Consider the following 18,826-nt stretch of genomic DNA (forward strand, 5'->3'; position numbering starts at 1 on the left):
CGACCCCGATCAGTTGAAGGCATACCTGGGGCTGCACCGGTCGATGGAGCAGGCGGGCAACGACCTCTGGTGGCTGGACTGGTGTTGTGACCAGTCCATGTCGAGCCTCAAGGGCGTCACCGGCGACGCATGGATCAACCAGAAGTACGCCGACGACACCGCACCACGCATCGGTGGTCGTGGCTTCGCCTTCTCACGCGCCTACGGGTCGCTGCAGGCCGGCGGCTACAGCAACCCGGTCGCCGTGCCGACCGGGCCGTGGGCCGACAAGCGCACGACGTTACACTTCACCGGGGACACCATCTCGGACTGGGAGACGCTGAAGTTCGAGATCGGTTACACCGGAGGCGAGTCCGTTGCGACCGGCCTGTCGAACATCAGCCACGACATCGGTGGTCACACCGGCGGTCTGCAGCAGCCGGGGTCGGAGCCGGGCTCGACGAAACTCCCGGACGACCTCTACGCCCGCTGGGTGCAGCTGGGCACGTTCCAGCCGATCGACCGGCTGCACTCGAACCACAGCGACCGGCTGCCCTGGCAGTACGGCGCGGCAGCGGACGCGTCCGCGTCGAAATTCCTGAACCTGCGCGAGAACCTGGTGCCGTACACCTACACGCTCGCCCAGCAGGCCACCGCGACAGGAACGCCGATCGTCCGGCCGCTCTACCTGGACTATCCGCAACAACAGGAGGCCTACGCCAACGCCGACAGCGAATACCTCTACGGGCCGGATGTGCTCGTCGCCCCGGTCAGCACTCCCGGGACGACCGCCACCACCCGGGTCTGGTTCCCCGCGGGCGCCGACTGGACGGACTACTTCACCGGCAAGACGTACCCAGGAGGCAGCTTCCAGGACATCACCACCGGACTGGACACCATGCCGGTCTTCCTCAAGTCCGGCGGGATCATGACGACGCGTACCGACAACGTCACCAACGACGTACAGAACCCGCTGGACGACGTGACCGCGACGATCGCGCAGGGATCCGACGGACAGTTCACGCTGTACGAGGACAACGGCACCACCACCCAGGCGTCCCAGCACGCGACCACCCGGATCAGCTACCGCCTGACCGGCAAGACACACCGCGTCACCATCGACCCGGCGCGCGGACGGTATGCCGGTCGTGTCGGACAGCGGACGTGGACGGTGTCGCTGCTCAACGCCCAGGCGCCGAAGGCGGTGTCGATCAACGGCCATCGAGTCGGATCGACTGCTTGGAGCTGGGACGAATCGACCGGGACGCTGACGGTGCACGCCCCGAAGCAGTCCACTGATCGCCCGCTCCGGATCACCTACACGTAGCACGCCGCAGCGAGATGCCCTGGGTGCCGATGGCGCCCAGGGCATCTCGTATGACGGCTGACCACCTCGGCCGCGTCGTCCCGGCGCCGCCGGTGGGTCAGCGACGGTAGAGCAGGTACTGCCGGCGCGTCCGGTCGAATGCCTTCAGCTCGGGCTGCCAGGCCGCCACGATCTGTGCGGCGCTGTCGCCGGCGGTGAACATCTTCAGGAATCGGTCGGAGCCGGTGAGCAGGTTGATCCACCGGCCGGCGTCACCGCGCCAGTCGAAGTCGTCATACAGGTCGCGCAAGGTGGTCATCATCGTGGTCGCGGTGCGGATCGCGTCGACGCGGTGGGGCTCGATGATGTGCACCTGTACCCCGCCGCACACCGTGCCGGCGTTCTTGGAGAAGGTCGGGTTGAAGTAGGCCTCGCGGAACTCCACGCCGGGCAGCCGCTCCTTCGAAAGGCGTTGCGCCCACTTGTAGTCGACGTATGGCGCGCCGATCAGCTCGAACGGCCGGGTGGTGCCGCGGCCCTCGGAGAGGTTCGTCGCCTCGAACATGCACAGTCCCGGATAGAGCAGGGCGGTGTCGGTGGTCGGCATGTTCGGTGACGGCATGATCCAGGGTGCGCCGGTGTCGGCATACAGCTCGTCGGGCGACCAGCCCTCGACCTCGACGACGTGGAAGTCGGTGACCTTGGCGCCGGCGACGGTGGGCATGAACTCGCCGTTGAAGAACCGCGCGAGTTCGCCGACGGTCATGCCGTGCTGCTGGGCGATCTTGTCCAGGCCGACGCCGGAGGTGAAGCCGTCGTGGAGGACCGGGCCCTTGGCCTCTCCGCCGACCGGGTTCGGCCGGTCCAGCACGACGAATCGCTTGCCGAGCTTCGCGGCGGCGGCCATCGCGTTGTACATCGTCCAGATGTAGGTGTAGAACCGGGCGCCGACGTCCTGGATGTCGAAGACGATCGTGTCGACCTTCGCAGTGTCGTAATAGCCGGCGAACTTGTCGATGCTTGCGCCGTAGGCGTCATACACGGTGACGCCGGTGCGTTCGTCGACGTAGGTGTCCTCGGACTCACCGGCCTGGGCGGTGCCGCGGAAGCCGTGCTCCGGTCCGAAGACGCCGCCGATCTCGACCTTGCCCGACTCGACCATGACGTCGACGATGCTGCGCAGTCCGTCTCGGATCACGCCGGTCGGGTTGGTGATGACGCCGATCCGCTGACCGGAGAAGACCTTCCAGCCGTCGGCGGCCGCGACATCGGCGCCGCAACGGAACCGGTGACCGTGCCGTCCGTGGTGTGCGGCCGTGGTTGCGTTCGCCCGCTCGGTGCCGCCGATCGACAGGGCGCCGGCGCCGGTGATCGCCGCCGCGCCGAGGAAGCCGCGGCGGCCCATCCGCTTCTTGGTGAAATCGTTGGTGTTGTCCATCGTCCGAGCCTGCCGCACCGGGAGGCGCCGTGGGCGTGCAGAGGACAATTGTTTTCACACACCGACTGAACGGTGGTAACGAACCACCCTTCGGATGCGGGCGGAGCGGTGGATGAGCTCAGGCGAGCGGGGTCAGTGGATGGATGGCGGGCGGTGCGGCGAGGTGCTCGCCGGCCGCACTGAGTGCCGTCTTGACGTGCTCGGTCTCCAAGTGCGCGTCCAGGTCGGCCGATGCTCGCCACTTCTCGGTGGTGATGAAGACCGTGGGGTCCACCGCAGAGACGGCCAGTTGGTAGTCGACACAACCGGGTTCTGCACGGGTCGGTTCGACGAGCGCGGTGAGTGCGGCCTGCACGGCCGTCTCCGATCCGGGTTTGGCGGTGATGATCGCGGTCACGGCGATGTCTGTCATGGCGCTCCTTCGGTGATCGGCGGCCGAGATCTTCGTCCGGTCGGTGTCCACCGTATGCCGGTCATGACCAGCCGCGCCGGTGAATGCGGACCCGGCACCGCGGTGTTGCGGTGCCATGGCGGCGGTCAGCGACGCGGTAGCAGGCCGAGCCGGACGGTGCGATCGAGGATGCCGAGGGTCGCGCGCAGCCCGACCTCGGGGATCACCGGGAAAACCGAGGATTCGATCCGCCCCGGATCGACCTGCGACCAGTCGTAGAAGCTCGTCACCCGCGTCGCGTCGCCATCCGGCTCGAGCGTGTATCCGTAGATGTGCCGCAGCGGTGGCTGGATGGTGCCGTCGATGGTCCAGGCGATGCGCCGGTCCGGCTCGTAGTCGGTGATCACGACCGTGACGTCATACCGGCCCATCCCGGGTATGTCGTTCAGCGGCTCGCGGTCCATGTGCACCAGGAAGCGGTCGCCGACGGCACTGACCGGATCGCCCTCGACGTCCTGCAGCATGCCGGAGGCGTCGATCGCCAGGTGACCGCGCGGGTCGCGCAGCACGGCGAAGATGTCGCCGGCCAGCGCTGGGATCGTGCGGGTGATGGTGAAGCGCTTGGGTTCGCTCATGGTGCTCAGCGTCGCATGCCGGCGTATGGCGCGGTATGCCGTCCTGGCGGCGGGACCGCGTGTGCGGAATTTCGGTGAGCGCAGGCGCCGCATCGGTTGCTCAGCACGTAGTGCCGCCAGCCCCCGGACAGAGTGCGTCGGGCCGTCAGTCAGCGCGCTCCCACACCGGCGCTGCGCCCGGTTCGAGCACTTTGTAGTCCGGTGCTCCTTGCAGCGCCGCCTCGGCGCCGCCGGGGCTGTAGATCGCGATCAGCCGCAGCTGCCGCCAGCCGGTGTTGAAGGTGGAGTGCTCGGTGCCGCGCGGGATGTAGATGCTGTCGCCGGCTGTGACCGCGAATTCGCCTGAGTCGCCGACGGTTTGCACGCCTTCGCCCTCGATGACGTGCAGCACCTCATCGGATTCGGGGTGCGTGTGTATGTCGTGGCCCTTGGTCGGGTTGATCACGACCTCGCCGACCGTGATCGGCGCGCCGGGGAACCGGTCGGCGGTCACGCCCCACTTGATCGAGCCCCAGGAGAACGTCTCGGTGCTCTGGTCCTGCTGGCTGCTGTGCGTTGTCGTCATACGCCTGCTCCTACTTGTCGCCGAAGGTGACTGCCTTGAACTTCTCGGTCTGTGCTCGTATGGCGACCTCGGTGGGCAGCCGCTCGATGGAGCTGGCGCCGAAGAAGCCGACAACGCCGTCGGTGCGTTCGAGCACGTATTGGGCATCCTCGGGTTCGGCGATGGGACCGCCGTGGCAGAGCACCAGCACGTCGGGGTTCACCTCGACGGCGGCGTCGCGCATGGCCTGGACGCGGTCGACGCATTCGTCGAGGGACAACGCGGTGCTGGCACCGATGGATCCCTTGGTGGTCAGGCCCATGTGCGGCACGAGCACGTCGGCGCCTGCCTCGGTCATCGCGCGCGCCTGGGCTGGATCGAAAACGTATGGCGTCGTGAGTAGTTCGCGCTCGTGGGCCGCGCGGATCATGTCTACCTCGAGGTCGTAGCCCATCCCGGTCTCCTCGAGGTTGTCGCGGAAAGTGCCGTCGATGAGGCCGACCGTCGGGAAGTTCTGCACCCCGGCGAAACCCGCAGCCTTCACCTCGTCGAGGAAGCGGCCCATCACCCGGAACGGGTCCGTGCCGTTGACACCGGCGAGCACCGGTGTGTCCTGCACGACCGGCAGCACCTCGTTCGCCATCTCCATGACAATGGCGTTCGCGTCGCCATACGCCAACAGGCCTGCGAGAGAACCACGTCCGGCCATCCGGTAGCGACCCGAGTTGTAGATGATGATCAGATCGATGCCGCCGGCCTCGGCCGATTTCGCGGAGAGTCCGGTGCCGGCGCCACCGCCGATGATCGGCCTGCCGGATACTGCGGTCTCGCGCAGTCGAGTCAGCGCCGTATTGCGATCCATGTCCAGCTCCTTGGTGCTGCGAGATGCGTGGTCAGTGCGCGTCGGTGATGAGAGCGTGCAGTCGGCGGGCGGCTTCGCGGCCGAACCCTTCGTCGTTGAGGTGCTGGTCGATCTCGGCCACCTCGACGGCGTCGCCTGCTGCGGTGCGAACAGCGTCGAAAAGCGCTGTATCCGCTGCGGAGTCGCGGAATGGCCCGCCCTCGATGTCGATCCCGCTCAGCCCGCGCAGCGGCAGCAACAGCGTGGTCGGTCCCTTGGCAGCCGCGAGCTTGGCGCCGATACGCCGGCCCAGCTCGGCGTTCTCCTCCGGCGTGGTGCGCATCAGCGTCACCGTCGGGTTGTGCACGACGAAGGTGCGGTCGTCGAAGCGCTCCGGGACGAGTTCGCGGGGCCCGAAGTTGACCATGTCGAGTGCACCCAGGGAGACGACCTGCGGGATGCCGGCGGCGCCGGCCGCTTCCAGCCGATGGGGTCCGGCGCTGAGCACGCCGCCGACCAGGTCGTCGGCGAGTTCCGTTGTCGTCAGGTCGAGTACGCCGGCCAGTCGGCCGTCCGTGGCGAGCTTCTCCATCGCCCGGCCGCCGGCGCCGGTGGCGTGGAAGACCAGCGGCTCGTAGCCCAGCTCCACCAGCTCGGCACGAGCCTCGTCGACCGCGGGCGTGGTCAGGCCGAACATCGACAACCCGATCAGCGGCTTGTGGCCACCGCTGTCCGGCGCGTGCCGCCGCTTCTCCTCAGCTGCGGCCATGGCGGCGATGGCTGCCGCCGCGTTGCCGAAGACCTGGGCGGAGACCGAGTTGATCCCGGCGACATCGACGACCGAATACATCATGGTCACATCGGATTCGCCCACGTATGGCGCGACGTCGCCGGCCGCCATGGTGGAGACCAGCAGCTTCGGCACCCCGATCGGGAGGGCGCGCATCGCGCGGGAGGCGACGGATGATCCACCGGACCCGCCGAGCGCGAGCACGCCGTCGACCTTGCCCTCGCCGAAGAGCCGCAGCAGCACACTCGCCGCGCCGTCGGCCATCGCGTCCATCGCCGCACCACGGTCACCACTGTCCCGGAGTTGAGCCAGGTCGTGTCCGGCAGCCTGCGCCACTTCGCCCGGTGTGATGTCGGACTCCGCGTCGGAGAAGGTCCCGACGTCCAGCAGCAGCGCCTGCGCGCCATACCCGCGGACCTGCTCGGCCAGCCACGCGTATTCCGCACCCTTGGTGTCCATCGTGCCGATCAGAGCCACAGTCGCCATGCCACGTTCTCCTTGGAGTTCCGACGTCGTGGCAAGCTCATCATGTTCGGCGACGAACCGGAAGGCCTGCGCACAGACGCCTAAGCTCGAAGCCGTGGACGAACACACACGATTCGACGACGAAGCAGCGACGTGGGATGACGACCCCGGGCACGAGAAGCGTCAGGTGGCCGTCGCACGTGCCATCGAGCGATCCGTGGAGCACGGCTCCGAGATGCGCGCGCTGGACATCGGCGGCGGCACCGGTCGGCTGAGCATCCTGCTCGCGCCCCGTGTCGGCTCGGTGCTGGTGACCGACCCCTCGGCAGGGATGGTGCAGGTCGCCCGGCAACGGATCGAGGCCGCCGGCCTGGGTGACCGGCTCCGCGCCATACGGGCGGATCTCACCAGCGACCGGCTCGACGGGCGGTATGACGTGGCGTGGAGCTCGATGGCGCTGCACCACGTGCACGACGTCGATGCGTTGTTGCGGTCCGTGGCCGGCCTGCTCGTCGCAGGCGGTCGGCTGGCCGTCGCCGATTTGGACGCCGACCCGGATGGCGCGTTCCATGCGGGCAAACCCGATTTCGACGGCCACCACGGCTTCGACCGCGAGGACCTCGCCACGCGGTTGACCCGCGCCGGGTTCACCGACATCGGCTTCGTGGACGCGACGACGATCACCAAGGACGACCGGGAATTCGGCTTGTTCCTGTGCACCGCGACGAAGGCGTAGCGCGCTCAGAACCCGGGAAAGACGTCACGTAGCGCGTCGAGCGTGACGTTGCCGGTGACCATCACGTCGGCCGGTGTGTATGCCGGACCAAGTCGCCCGAAGACCAACCGCAGGGCGGCTTCCGGCGCTCCGGTGAACGTGGCGGTCGCCTCTTCCGCGCCGGGTTCGAGGCGCACGTTGTCGTCGATGCGGACGGCATAACCGGTGTCGCCGATGGTGAGGGCGACGCGCCGATCGATGCGGTCGGCCTTGCCGGCGAACCCGACCAGGACGGCGAGGTCGCCGGAGAGCTGTTCCAGCAGGGCGGAGGTGCTGGCGTCGGAGAGCCGGGCGTTGCCGTCGGTCGCGACCCGGACGTCCCAGCTGTGGTGGGCGACCTCGTTGAGCCGTAGGCCTGCGAAGGTCGCGACGCTCGCCGGTGCCGGCAGGAATCCGATCGGCAGGGTGAGCGACGCGTGCTGCTCGGGTGTCAGGGCCTCCAGCGCTTCGACGAGGCGGCGGTCGTGGTCGATGAATGCGTCACGTTGTTCGGCGGGCGTCGACGCGTCCCAGCGGTCCCACACCGATCGGTTGAAGTCGTTCCCGGGCGCGTCGCCCTCACCGAGCTCGGCCCGCAGGATTGCAAGTGAGATCTCGGCACCGCTGCCGAGGTGTGAAAGCACCTGCGCGACGGACCATTCGCTCGCGCCCGATGGTCCGGACAGTTGGTCGTCGGTGAGGTCCTCCGCGATGCCGACGAGGGTGTCGTGCTCCTCGCGGAGGGCGTTGATGGTGCGGCTGGCAAGAGTGGTCATGGGTGTGCCAACCGCGACTGTCCGCCCGATGTTCCGCGCGCCGCCTGCGCTGAAGAGCGCCGGGTATGGCGCTGGTCCTCTTGTTGAACCGCCCCAGGTTCTGTGCCGCTGTCATACGGGTTGTAGCTCAGCTTTCTGAGCCGCGTAGTACGCCGCCTCGTAATCAGCGGGTGGCACGTAGTCGAGGCTACTGTGCAGTCGCCGGTTGTTGTACCAGTCGACCCAGTCCGAAGTCGCATACTCCACGTCCTCGATCGTCTTGTACGGGCCGGGGTGGAAGACCGTGGTGCGGACGCATTCGTCTTGTACAAGCCGTTGATCGTTTCCATGAGCGCGTTGTCGTAGGCGTCTCCGACGGACCCGATCGAGGGACTGATCCCTTCCAGGCCGAGGTGTCCGTGAGCCGGATCGAGGTGTATTGCGATCCGGCGTCGGAGTGATGAATCAGTTCCTTGTAGCCGACTGGGTGCCCGTCACGGTCGCGTTGCCACAACGCGATCCGTAGCGGCGTCATCACCAGGTCGACTTCCTTGTTGGTCGCGGCGTGCCAGGCCACGATCCGCTGGGAGAACACGTCGACGATGAACGCCACATAGGTCCAGCCGGCCCAGGTGCGCACATAGGTGAAGTCGGTGACCCACACCGTGTTGGGCGCGGCCGCGGTGAAGTCACGGTTGAGCAGGTCACCGGCGCGTACGCCGTCCTTGGAAGGGATCGTGGTCCGGATGCCTTTGGCGCGTCGAACGCCTTGCAAACCGAGGGTTTTCATCGCTCGATCCACACTCCCGGGTGACGCGTCGGGGAGTTCGCGGCGGACTATCGCGGCTGGACCGCCGAGCTGAGATCAGCCCCGAGGCATCGTCGGGTGACCATGGGCGCAGAAACGCAGGCATGCTTCAGTCTCTCAACCTGCTACTCGCACACCCGCTTGAGCTCAGGATCGAATGTCGGTGGACGATCGTCCTATGGCGTAGGGAGCCGTCCGTCTCCGACACCCCGCGTCTAGGCCCATCCGAAGTGGTCGAACACCTGGGCGATACTGCGATGCAGTTCGCTCCGCTGAGCGCCGGTCAGCGGAGCAACTTCGTCGTACGCCGCTACGAACGCATGCCGAGTGCCGGGGCTCGTCGCTTTCCAATCGTGGTAGCGAGTCCCGAGAAGAACGGTGGCCCTCGCCAGATCCGCAACCCTGCTGCCGCTCGTCACTTCCTCGAAGTCGAGCACGGCGGTGATACGCAGCCCATCGTGGAGGATGTTGGCCGATCGAAAATCACCGTGCACAAGTTGCTGGTTCGACGCCGACAGACCGCCACCGAACGAGCGAGGATATGCCGCCAGCGCCTCGTGGAGCTGCGCCAGCATCCGACCGGCCGCCTCCACCTGTCCCTCGTCGCCAACGTCAAGAAGGCCACCCTCGATGAACGGATAGAGACCGAGCGAAAACGTGTCGGCTTCGACGCGTTGTCGACCGTCACGTGCGACGATCGGGGCTGCGACCGGAACGCGCTCAGACTCCAACCACCCGACGAGAGCATCCACTGCGGCCAGCTTCGAAAATCGCGCCGGGTCGACGCAGCACTTGGCGATCACTTCCTGGCCATCGACGGTGAGCCACGCCAACAGATTGCTGGCACTGATGACCAGGCGATCGCATCGATCCAGCCGACGAGCCCACACCGCTGCAATCGTCTCTGCCAACCACGAGACTGCATGATCAGCATCCACGAAGCCGAAACGTGCGGACAGCGCAGTCGAGGAATCGACCGATTCCCACAGCATGCTCAGTTCGGTCTCGCTGGCCACTCGCGACAGTCAATCAGTCACGCTGCAAACCACAGGTCAAGGGCAGGGCCAATCGTCGGCTCGTAAGCCGATCGCCTACTGAGATGCATCGGGCTGTTCGTAGGGAACCGGTCCGAGGTCGGCCAGTCGAAACGCGGCAAAGGTCTCTCGGAGGTCGTCTTCGACCTCGGTGGGCGGTCGCTCTTGCCAGTGCGCCATGGCCTCGAAGAGCTTGTCGTCTTGAGCGGCCTGGTAGAAGTCTTCGCACTGGCCGCAGAAGCTCCATACCGGACGCATCGTGTAGCCCTTTCCCCACTTGCGAAAGCTCTGCCGGGACTTCTCCACTGGGTGTGTCCACCGAGTGGGTGCCTTGCACATGAAGCACTCGCGGTCCGGGCCGAAAACGTGGTCGTCGCTCACCAGGCCACTATCGCGCAAAAAGCATCGGTTCGAGTAGTACAGGACGCGGTTGTGAACGCCGACACGAATTGACACTGGACTGGACGCTTGGACCGGACTCCTCGTTGACTGATTACGCGTCGGCACCCGAAACATCCGGCCGCATTGCTGAGAACGACTTACGGGCAGTGCTTGCCGCCGACGCGGTCGTCATCGTGGCTTCGGAGGCCGGCGGGCGGGGGATGTTCGTAGAACTGGGCGCAGCCCTGTCCCGTGCTGAACACGGCAAGGTCTACCACCTCGTGCTGATCGGTGCTGCTCACGATGACAGCGTGTTCTTCTACCACCCGGCCGAGCAGCACGTAGCGACCGTTAGGGACTGGTTGGCCACCACGAACTCGGAGCGTCTCGGTTAACGATTCTTGACCGGGCACCGTACCCTTCGACGGACACGCATCGGGCGCACAGAAGTGAGCGAGCGCTTCGGAGTGGCGGCCGAGGCGTTCAAGGGAAGCGGAAGCTCGTCGGGCCGGTTTTCAGACCGGCCATCGTGCGAAGCTCTCGGCATGAATGTCTTTGGTGTCCTCGTCGTCGCCGGCATCGTCGTCGGTGGTATGCCGCTGATCCGCCGCCGTATCAATCGCGATGGTGATCGGTCGAAAGATGTCTATGTCATCGGCGCAGGGGTCGCCATGTTTTTGGTGGGCCTGATTGGGCAATTGGTTGGGTTCTGATGCGTGTCCGACCCGCTGGCGGCGCCGGTGTGGCCATCGCGGGTCACCCCGGTCACCGATCCGGATGTCTCACGGGCACTTCGAAAGTCGCATTTCCGCGCCTCGCGGACAGCAGACGCCGTCAGCTCACACTGCGGAGATACCTACCGAAGTGGGGGACCGTGAAGGCGATGCGGCCGCGCTCGCCCGAGTAGATGAGGCCCTTCTTCAGCAGCGCATCACGCGCCGGCGAGAGGGACTGCGGTTTGCGGCCGAGGACGTTCGCAACGGCGGACGTGGGCACGGACTCCACGTCGTCGCGTTCGTCGTCCGGTATGTCGGTCGCGGCATCCGCCATCGCGCGCAAGTATTCGCGTTCGCCGGGAGTGGCTCGTTCGTAACGGGATCCGAAGAATCCGACGGCGAGTTCGGCTTCGGCGGCGGGTGCTGCCACGTCGATGTCGGCCGCACTCACCGGTGAGCCGGGCGCGACGTCCCACGCGACCTTGCCGTAGGCCTGGATGAAGTAGGGATAGCCACCGGTCACGGCATACATCGCATCGAGCGCGGCATCGTCGAACTTCGCGTCCTCCTCCTGCGCCGGCGACTGCAGCGCCTTGTCCGCGGCTTCGCGCGGGAGGCGGTCGATGCGGGCGTAGCGGAAGAGCCTCTCGCTGTAGGACTTCGACGCCGACAACACGGCGGGCAGGTGCGGCAGGCCGGCGCCCACGACGATGATCGGCAGAGAGGCCTGGCTGATCTCGTGGCACGCGGCGCACAACGCCGACACGTCCTCCGGGTCGAGGTCTTGCATCTCGTCGATGAAGATCGCGATCCCGCGCCCCATGTCGGCCGCCAATCCGCCTGCGTCGGACAGCAATTCGACCAGGTCGATCTCGATGTCCCCGGAGTCGGCGCGGCCCGACACCGCCGGCACGTCGATGCCCGGGCTCCACCGGTCACGCAGCTTTGCGTTCGCCGGGGCGTCGCGCTGGGCGAACGACTTGATGACGCCGAGCACCTGGTCGACGTCCTCCTGCTGGGAATGACCCAGCTCGCGGACGGCCTGGTGCAGCGCCGACGACAACGGCCGGCGCAACCGCTGGTCCGGGCGAGCCTCCAGCTTGCCGGTGCCCCACTTGGCCCGAACAGCCGCCGAGCGCAAGGCATTCAGCAGGACCGTCTTGCCGACGCCGCGCAGGCCGGTGAGCACGACGGAACGTTCCGGCCGACCCCGGGCTATGCGCTCGAGCACCACGTCGAACGTGCGCAGTTCGTCGTCGCGGCCGGCCAGCTCGGGTGGCCGCTGCCCGGCACCGGGCGCGTAGGGATTGCGTATCGGGTCCACGCGAGGACTGTATGGGTATATCTAGGTTTGCACTGATACATCGTTAGCGTGTCGCATCGAATGCCGCCGAAAAGACGTCCGGCAGGCGGAACTCAGCCGAGCGGCATGGTCGTGAGGACCACCACGGCCGCGGCACCGTGCGACGCGTCGACCGTGGTGCGCGCGTCCAGCTGCGCCAGATCGAACGTGCCGAGCTCGACGCCACCGGACAGGACCCCGTCCATGCAGAACACGAAGACCTCCGCGTCGGTCGGCACCTCGACCTCGCGACGTGCGCCGACCACGGTCGTGACGTCGGCGACATACACCCCACGCCGGGTCATCACGTTGAAGTCACGAGTCGGGCCGTCCGGCACCGTGCAGTCGATCTGGGTCCCACCGTCGAAGGCGTATGGCGAGAAGCGTTCCAACGGCTGGGGTTCCGGAGTGTGCAGCACCATCCGGCCGGGCGAGCAGAGCACGATGACGCGGTCGACGCCGTCCAGGCGGGAGAATGCTCCGTCCTGCTGGACCTCCGCGACGCTCAACCGCCAGGCGAAGTCGCCCTCCGCCGGGTGGCGCGCGAGCTCGTGCGTGATGCCGCCACCGCCGAGCCACGGCATCGTCGTGGCGTCGGCGAAGCGAATGATGTTGTAGGACATGGGTTCTCCTGGTTTGGGCGCGTGGTCTCGATACACCTCCCCCGCTTCGCTCCTCCGGCACTCGACCAGCGTGCTTCACGGGTCTCGATACGGCCTCGCCCAGCGGCTCGCCCTACTCGACCAGCGTGAGAGGCGCTCGACCAGCGTGGGTGGGCACCGCTCGACCGACGCTGAGCTCACATCATGTGGACGGGGCCGTGGTAGTCGTCGTCGGTCAGGTGCTCCTTCCAGACCGTCGTGTCGGCGGGGTCGTCGCCCGACTCGAGCATCGCGAGGTGCTCCATGAAGCAGTCCGGCGGTGCGGCGTGCCAGTGGTCCTCGCCGGGCGGTGTGTAGATCGTCTGCCCGGCGTGCACCTCGAACACCGTGCCATCGCGCTGGCCGAACCACGCGACACCCTGGGTCACCCGCAGATACTGCCCGCGGGCGTGACAGTGCCAGGCGGTCCGCGCGCCGGGCGCGAAACGCACCAACGCCACGGTCATCCGCTGATCGGCCTCATGCGGCACCGCGATCGGATCCAGCCACACGTCACCCCGGAACTGCTCCGGCGGATTCTTGACCGTCGGCGCCGTCTGCTCGATCCTCATCACCGCTCCTCTCACACCGTCAGCAGCGTCTTGATCGCGCGCCGCTCGTCCATCGCGCGATAGCCCTCGGCCGCCTCCTCGAGCGGCAACGTCAGATCGAACACCTTGCCGGGGTTGATTTTTCGCGACCAGATGAGCTCGATCAGCTCCGGCAGGTAGCGCCGCACCGGCGCCGGCCCACCGTGCAGATGTATGGCGGAATAGAACATCTCCTGCCCCGGCAACTCCACACCGTGCGACACCCCGACGAAACCGACGTGGCCGCCGGGACGCGTCGACCGGATCGCCTGCATCATCGACTCCTGCGTGCCGACCGCCTCGATGACCGAGTGCGCGCCATACCCGCCGGTGAGATCCTTGATCCGCTCGACGCCTGCGTCGCCGCGCTCGACCACGATGTCGGTGGCGCCGAACTCGCGGGCCAGCCGCTGGCGTGACTCGTGCCGGCTCATCGCGATGATCCGCTCGGCACCCAGCTCCCGCGCGGCGAGTATGCCGAGCAGCCCGACCGCGCCATCACCAACAACCGCAACGGTTTTGCCCGGTCCGACGGCCGCAGCGTCGGCGGCGAACCACCCGGTGCCCAGCACGTCGGACGCCGCGAGCAGCGACGGGACGAGGTCGGCGTCCGGCATCCCAGGGGTGGCGACCAGGGTGCCGTCGGCCCACGGGATGCGCGCTCGCTCGGCCTGGGTGCCGATCGCACCGACGGGTTGCACGTGGGCACAACGGGACTGGTAACCGGCCTGGCAGATCTCGCAGGTGCCGTCGGATGCCATGAACGAGCCGACGACGAAATCACCCGGCTTCACCGTCCTGACGTCGGCGCCGACCTCCTCGACCACGCCGACGTACTCGTGACCCATCGGGGACGGCTCGGTGACATCGTTGACCCCACGGTAGGACCACAGGTCGGACCCGCACACGCAGGTCGCCGCCAGACGGATCACCGCATCGGTCGGCAGCTCGATCCGCGGCTCGGGCCGCTCCTCGACCCGCACGTCGCCCGGGCTGTGCAGCACCACTCCACGCATTGCTTCTCCTTCGCCACCATGGCTGATTGACGTCTATCGATGATTATCGCGTCGCCGCTAGAGACCACTAGATCAGCTGATCAAGGCTCCGCGTGGCTCACGATCGGCGGCAGCGCGACCAGCATGCCGCTCGACCACACCACGTGCACCACCACCGGTGCCAGCACTGAACCGGTCCGCGCACGTTCCCAGCCGGCGAGCGTGCTCAGCAGTCCCGAGGCGACGACAAGCACCGGGTTGCCGATCGTCGCGGTCACCGCCACGTGCAGCGCGGTGGTGGCGGCCACTGGGTGCAGCTTCGCCTCCGCCGCCAGGTCGTATGACGCCCCCCGGAAGAACAACTCCTCCGCCGCGCCGGTGAGGAGCGCGAGACCGGCGACCGGCAGGACCGGCCCCTTGCGGGCGTGGTCCATCACATCCGCGATCTGATGTCGCACGAACGGGATTCGTGCCCCGACGAATGCGCCGGTGGCGCAGATGCCGACGGCGGCGCCTGCGGTGAGCGCCGGCCGGACGAGCAGGTCATACGGGCGCGCCGTCCGGGTCCGACCGACATTGGAGGCCGCTTCGACGGCGACGGCGCCGGCCGTCCAGATCGCAGCGAGGCCGACCGTCCGCCGGCGGAAGAGCGAGCCGCCGCGCGCACTGCGCAGAGCGCGCCGTTGCCACATTGCGCCGAGCCCGAGCGTTGCTGCCTCGGCCGCATACGCCGCCGTCCGGCCGGAGACGCTCAGCCGGCCCATGACGCGTCCGCCTTGGTCAACCACGCCGGATCCGCTTGACCCGGCTCGGGAAACGCCATCGAGTCACGCCCCGGACCGCCGAGCGCGGCCGTGAGGGCGTCGTCGAGCGGCAACGGGTCGGGAGCGCCGGGCAGATCCCAGACATCACGTTCGCGGCATACGACGTCATGCACCAGACTCCCCACGAGCGGCTTGGCCACCCCGGTCGGCACCGCCGTCACCGCGCTGAGCCAATGACCGGCCAACCAGGGCGTGAGCACCGGCACGGGGAACATCCGGCGGCGACCGAGACCCGCCGCGTCGGCGAAGCGGTCGACGAGCTCGCGGTAGGTGAGCACCTCGCCGGCGCCGACGTCGAAGGTCCGGTTGCTGTCCGCGGGCAGATCCGCGACCGCCACCAGCAGGTCGAGCACGTCGCGCACCCCGACGGGCTCGATGCGACTGTCCATCCAGGGCGGCGCGATCATGACCGGCAGGCGGTGCGTCAGCTGCCGCAGCAGCTCGAACGACGCCGAGCCGGACCCGATGATCACCGCGGCCTGCAGCACCGTCGCCGGGACCGCACCGTGCAGGAAGACCTCGCCGACCTCCACCCGGGACGCCAGATGAGAGCTGAGGCGTCCGCCCTCCGGGTGCAGCCCCGAGAGGTAGACGATGCGTCGCACACCGGATCGCGCTGCGGCAGAAGCGAATCCCTCCGCCATGACGCGGTCGCGCGACCGGAACCTGCCCTTGCCGTCCATCGAGTGCAACAGGTAGTAGGCGACGTCGACACCGTCCATGGCCCGCTCCAGGTCCGACGCGCGTGTCGCGTCACCCGGCACGATCCGCACGTGCTGCTCCTGCGCCCAGTGCCGCTCGCGGACCAACTCGGGACGGCGTGCGAGCACCGAGACCCGCCGTCCGGACGCCACGAGCCGGGGCGCGAGCCGCGACCCGATGTAGCCGCTCGCGCCGGTCACGAGTACCCGCCCGGCCGTGTCATCCATCGATCCAACCTAACCCCCGGCCGTCGCCAGGACGATCATGGAGGTATGACGACAACGACACCGGACACCGCGCTGCACCGGCCCGGCCGGTCGGGCCACCGGCACGCGTTCTGGCTGATCGCCGCCGGTTTCGCCGCCACCATGGCGTTCACGACCGTGCCGACGCCGATGTACGGCCTCTACCAGGCCCGCGACGGCTTCCCGACGCTGATGATCACGGTCATCTTCGCGGCATACGGCTTCGGCGTGATGGGCGGACTCTTCTTCGGCGGCCACGTGTCGGACTACCTGGGCCGGCGTCCGATCCTGCTCGGGGCGGTCGTCACCGAGCTGGTGTCGTGCCTGATGTTCGTCTTCCTCAAGGACGTCGCCAGCCTGCTCATCGCACGCTTCATCTGCGGGGCGGGCATCGGTGCCGTCACCTCGACCGCCACCGCGCACCTGGCCGAGCTGCGGCGGGTCGGCGCGCCGGAGGAGGACGGTCGTCGCGCCAGCCTGGTCGCGAGCGCCGTCAACACCGGTGGCCTCGCGCTCGGCCCGCTGATCGGCGGCATCCTCACCGAATGGCTGCCGCATCCGCTGACCCTGCCCTACGTGGTGTTTCTGGTCGCGCTCGTCGTCGTCGGGGTCATCGCGCTCCGTGCCCCGGAGACGGTCGAGGTGCCGGCGCAGCGGCCGTCATACCGGCCACAACGCGTGAGCGTCGCACCGGACGTGCGCGCCGAGTTCGTCGCCACCGGGCTGGCTGCGGCAGGGTCGTTCGCGGTGCTCGGGTTCTTCACCTCGCTGACCGGCAGTGTGCTCGGCGAGGTGATGCACCAGCACTCGCGACTGGTGACCGGGCTGGTCGTCTTCGGGACCATGGGCGCCTCGTCGATCTCGCAGGTGGCGTTCTACGCGTTGCGGCCGCGGCCGAAGCTGCAGGCGGGGATCGGGCTCATCGTGGCCGGGCTGGTGATGGTCGGCGCGGGCACGATGGCCGCGTCACTGGCGCTCTTCGCCGCAGGTGGTGTCGTCGCCGGCTCGGGGATCGGGCTGATCTTCGCGTCCTCGATCGCGGCGGCCAACCGGATGGCCGACCCGGCCCGGCGTGGGGAGACGGTGGCGGGGATGTTCCTCGCGGCATACGCGGGCATCACCGTGCCGGTCATCGCCTGCGGCGTGCTGCTGACCTGGGTGCCGACGGTCACGCTCGTGGTGTGTTTCGCGGCGCTGATCGTCGTCGTCGCGACCGCCTCGACGTGGCGAATGTTGAAATACACTCCGTGACGCTGGGCGTCGGTCTCAGCGCAGGCGCACGACCTCGAAGCGGTCCTGCGGGTGCGCGATCGCGTCCTGTGACTGGATCAACTGGATCTCCCGGGTGCCCGCCTGATGGGTGCGCTCCATGATGGAGAAGACCGAATCCGCCGTGTCGGCAAGCGCTCTGGCGGGTTCCTCGGTCAGCCAGCGGGCCAGGAAGATCGCGGCGGTCGCGTCGCCGGCTCCGGAGACGTACATCGGCAACAGCGGGGTGGTGATGAGCCAGGCACCGTCGTCGGTGACCACCGCGAGTTGCACTGAGTCCGCAGGGGTTTCGTCCGTCTGCACCGAGGTGACCAGCACGGTTCGCGGGCCGCGTTCGCGCAACGCGTCCACCGCCTGCAGCAATCCCTCGACGGTGCGCACCTCCGAACCGGTCAGGTAGTCCAGCTCGAACTGGTTGGGTGTGACGATGTCCGCCGCGGGAATCACCTTGTCCCGCATGAATTCCGGGATGCCCGGCCGCACGAAGAAGCCGCGCTCGACATCGCCCATCACCGGGTCGGCGCAGTAGATCGCCTTCGGGTTCGCGGCCTTCACACGGGACACCGCGTCCAGGATGACCGCACCGACCTGCTCACCGCCCTGGTAACCGGACAACACCGCATCGCACTCGCCGAGCACGCCCCGTTCCTCGATGCCGGTGATCACCTCGGCAACGGTGCCGGGCTCGAAGACCGGGCCGCGCCATTCGCCATACCCGGTGTGATTGGAGAAGTGCACCGTGTAGACCGGCCACACCTCGAGACCCAGGCGCTGCAACGGAAAGACCGCCGAGCTGTTGCCCGCGTGACCGTAGGCGACCGAGGACTGGATCGACAGGATGTTCACCGCGGCAGTGTATGGCGACGGCCGGTGTCAGATGACCTGGGCGTCGGCCCCCGAGTCGGCGACGACCGGCTTGCCGGCGGACGCCCACTGCTTCATGCCGCCGTCGACGTTGATCACGTCGAAGCCCTGCTGGCTCAGCCACGCGACCGCACGCCCGGACCGGTTGCCGGACCGGCACATGATCGGCAACGGGTCGCGCTCGTCGGACTCGGGCAGATCGTCCAGTCGTGCGGGTAGGTCGCCGAGCGGGATGTGTATGGCGCCCGGCGCGTGCCCGGCGTCCCATTCGTTCTGCTCGCGCACGTCGATCATGACGGCGTCGTCGGCCAGTTGCTCGGGCGTCGTGGAATCAGTCATGGCTCCATCTTCGCCGTACGGGCGGTTCGGCGGCGACCCTGGGGAGAGCTTGGTACGGGTGCCGGGGCAGATCCGTGCCGAACCCCGCCCTGGGGAGAGTTTGGTACACGCACCCAGCCGACCCCGTACCAAACCTCACCCTGGGGAGACTTCGGTACGGGTGCCGTGGCCAGGTCCG

General features: G+C 67.9%; 22 protein-coding genes and 1 pseudogene. 5 read left to right on the forward strand and 18 right to left on the reverse strand.

Going from position 1 to position 18,826, the window contains the following annotated elements:
* Positions 1–1,306 (forward strand): TIM-barrel domain-containing protein (locus ACTHL4_RS06595; RefSeq protein WP_440281947.1); only part of this gene is annotated, 1,306 nt, incomplete at its 5' end.
* A 97-nt stretch (positions 1,307–1,403) separates the two neighbouring features.
* Here ACTHL4_RS06595 and ACTHL4_RS06600 read toward each other — a convergent pair.
* The 6 genes from ACTHL4_RS06600 to ACTHL4_RS06625 form a co-directional block, all read right to left on the reverse strand.
* Positions 1,404–2,723, reverse strand: a complete 1,320-nt coding sequence (locus ACTHL4_RS06600; RefSeq protein WP_440281948.1) for an exo-beta-N-acetylmuramidase NamZ family protein — start codon at positions 2,721–2,723, stop codon at positions 1,404–1,406.
* A gap of 118 nt (positions 2,724–2,841) precedes the next feature.
* Positions 2,842–3,135 (reverse strand): putative quinol monooxygenase, encoded by a 294-nt coding sequence (locus tag ACTHL4_RS06605; protein ID WP_440281949.1) that lies wholly within the window; start codon positions 3,133–3,135, stop codon positions 2,842–2,844.
* 125 nt (positions 3,136–3,260) lie between these two features.
* On the reverse strand, positions 3,261–3,749 hold the full coding sequence (locus ACTHL4_RS06610; protein WP_440281950.1) for an SRPBCC family protein: 489 nt from the start codon (positions 3,747–3,749) through the stop codon (positions 3,261–3,263).
* Between the two features lie 145 nt (positions 3,750–3,894).
* Complete coding sequence (locus ACTHL4_RS06615) at positions 3,895–4,314, reverse strand: cupin domain-containing protein (protein ID WP_440281951.1); 420 nt, start codon at positions 4,312–4,314, stop codon at positions 3,895–3,897.
* Positions 4,315–4,324: 10 nt separating this feature from the next.
* Positions 4,325–5,155, reverse strand: a complete 831-nt coding sequence (locus tag ACTHL4_RS06620; RefSeq protein ID WP_440281952.1) for a phosphoenolpyruvate hydrolase family protein — start codon at positions 5,153–5,155, stop codon at positions 4,325–4,327.
* 31 nt (positions 5,156–5,186) lie between these two features.
* Positions 5,187–6,410, reverse strand: coding sequence for a Tm-1-like ATP-binding domain-containing protein (locus ACTHL4_RS06625; RefSeq protein WP_440281953.1), 1,224 nt, complete (start codon positions 6,408–6,410; stop codon positions 5,187–5,189).
* 94 nt (positions 6,411–6,504) lie between these two features.
* Here ACTHL4_RS06625 and ACTHL4_RS06630 point away from each other — a divergent pair, with 94 nt between their 5' ends.
* On the forward strand, positions 6,505–7,125 hold the full coding sequence (locus tag ACTHL4_RS06630; RefSeq protein WP_440281954.1) for a class I SAM-dependent methyltransferase: 621 nt from the start codon (positions 6,505–6,507) through the stop codon (positions 7,123–7,125).
* A 5-nt stretch (positions 7,126–7,130) separates the two neighbouring features.
* Here the strand turns inward: ACTHL4_RS06630 and ACTHL4_RS06635 are convergent, their stop codons facing one another.
* The 4 genes and pseudogenes from ACTHL4_RS06635 to ACTHL4_RS06650 all read right to left on the reverse strand — a co-directional run bounded on the left by ACTHL4_RS06635 (position 7,131) and on the right by ACTHL4_RS06650 (position 10,121).
* A complete protein-coding gene (locus tag ACTHL4_RS06635) occupies positions 7,131–7,919 on the reverse strand; it encodes a maleylpyruvate isomerase family mycothiol-dependent enzyme (RefSeq protein ID WP_440281955.1) in 789 nt (262 codons plus the stop codon).
* Between the two features lie 111 nt (positions 7,920–8,030).
* Positions 8,031–8,745 (reverse strand): annotated as a pseudogene (locus ACTHL4_RS06640) (IS3 family transposase); the annotation flags it as partial.
* Positions 8,746–8,921: 176 nt separating this feature from the next.
* Entirely contained in the window at positions 8,922–9,722 is an 801-nt protein-coding gene (locus ACTHL4_RS06645; RefSeq protein ID WP_440281956.1) for a phosphotransferase enzyme family protein, read from the reverse strand.
* A gap of 75 nt (positions 9,723–9,797) precedes the next feature.
* A complete protein-coding gene (locus ACTHL4_RS06650) occupies positions 9,798–10,121 on the reverse strand; it encodes a hypothetical protein (protein ID WP_440281957.1) in 324 nt (107 codons plus the stop codon).
* Between the two features lie 104 nt (positions 10,122–10,225).
* Between ACTHL4_RS06650 and ACTHL4_RS06655 the strand changes: the two genes are divergently transcribed.
* The gene (locus ACTHL4_RS06655) at positions 10,226–10,516 is read left to right on the forward strand and encodes a hypothetical protein (protein ID WP_440281958.1); all 291 of its coding nucleotides are present in this window, start codon (positions 10,226–10,228) and stop codon (positions 10,514–10,516) included.
* Positions 10,517–10,570: 54 nt separating this feature from the next.
* A complete protein-coding gene (locus tag ACTHL4_RS06660) occupies positions 10,571–10,834 on the forward strand; it encodes a hypothetical protein (RefSeq protein ID WP_440281959.1) in 264 nt (87 codons plus the stop codon).
* A gap of 121 nt (positions 10,835–10,955) precedes the next feature.
* Here ACTHL4_RS06660 and ACTHL4_RS06665 read toward each other — a convergent pair whose 3' ends face one another.
* The 6 genes from ACTHL4_RS06665 to ACTHL4_RS06690 all read right to left on the reverse strand — a co-directional run bounded on the left by ACTHL4_RS06665 (position 10,956) and on the right by ACTHL4_RS06690 (position 16,158).
* Positions 10,956–12,161: an AAA family ATPase gene (locus tag ACTHL4_RS06665; protein WP_440281960.1), complete on the reverse strand. Its 1,206-nt coding sequence runs from the start codon at positions 12,159–12,161 to the stop codon at positions 10,956–10,958.
* Between the two features lie 92 nt (positions 12,162–12,253).
* Complete coding sequence (locus ACTHL4_RS06670) at positions 12,254–12,802, reverse strand: HutD/Ves family protein (protein ID WP_440281961.1); 549 nt, start codon at positions 12,800–12,802, stop codon at positions 12,254–12,256.
* A gap of 176 nt (positions 12,803–12,978) precedes the next feature.
* Positions 12,979–13,392 carry a (R)-mandelonitrile lyase gene (locus tag ACTHL4_RS06675; RefSeq protein ID WP_440281962.1) on the reverse strand — a complete coding sequence of 138 codons (414 nt, stop codon included), beginning with the start codon at positions 13,390–13,392 and terminating at the stop codon, positions 12,979–12,981.
* An 11-nt stretch (positions 13,393–13,403) separates the two neighbouring features.
* Positions 13,404–14,426 carry a zinc-dependent alcohol dehydrogenase family protein gene (locus tag ACTHL4_RS06680; RefSeq protein ID WP_440281963.1) on the reverse strand — a complete coding sequence of 341 codons (1,023 nt, stop codon included), beginning with the start codon at positions 14,424–14,426 and terminating at the stop codon, positions 13,404–13,406.
* 80 nt (positions 14,427–14,506) lie between these two features.
* Positions 14,507–15,169 carry a CPBP family intramembrane glutamic endopeptidase gene (locus ACTHL4_RS06685; RefSeq protein WP_440281964.1) on the reverse strand — a complete coding sequence of 221 codons (663 nt, stop codon included), beginning with the start codon at positions 15,167–15,169 and terminating at the stop codon, positions 14,507–14,509.
* Complete coding sequence (locus tag ACTHL4_RS06690) at positions 15,157–16,158, reverse strand: SDR family NAD(P)-dependent oxidoreductase (protein WP_440281965.1); 1,002 nt, start codon at positions 16,156–16,158, stop codon at positions 15,157–15,159. The genes ACTHL4_RS06685 and ACTHL4_RS06690 overlap by 13 nt, the downstream gene beginning before the upstream one ends.
* 45 nt (positions 16,159–16,203) lie before the next feature.
* Here ACTHL4_RS06690 and ACTHL4_RS06695 point away from each other — a divergent pair, with 45 nt between their 5' ends.
* Positions 16,204–17,427, forward strand: a complete 1,224-nt coding sequence (locus ACTHL4_RS06695) for an MFS transporter (RefSeq protein WP_440281966.1) — start codon at positions 16,204–16,206, stop codon at positions 17,425–17,427.
* Between the two features lie 15 nt (positions 17,428–17,442).
* Here ACTHL4_RS06695 and pdxY read toward each other — a convergent pair whose 3' ends face one another.
* Together pdxY and ACTHL4_RS06705 are read right to left on the reverse strand one after the other, a co-directional pair.
* Positions 17,443–18,291, reverse strand: coding sequence for a pyridoxal kinase PdxY (gene pdxY, locus ACTHL4_RS06700; RefSeq protein ID WP_440281967.1), 849 nt, complete (start codon positions 18,289–18,291; stop codon positions 17,443–17,445).
* A 27-nt stretch (positions 18,292–18,318) separates the two neighbouring features.
* Positions 18,319–18,648 (reverse strand): rhodanese-like domain-containing protein, encoded by a 330-nt coding sequence (locus tag ACTHL4_RS06705; RefSeq protein WP_440281968.1) that lies wholly within the window; start codon positions 18,646–18,648, stop codon positions 18,319–18,321.
* Positions 18,649–18,826: the final 178 nt, after the last annotated feature.

This window comes from Flexivirga sp. (assembly GCF_051955415.1).
Lineage (GTDB): Bacteria > Actinomycetota > Actinomycetes > Actinomycetales > Dermatophilaceae > Flexivirga.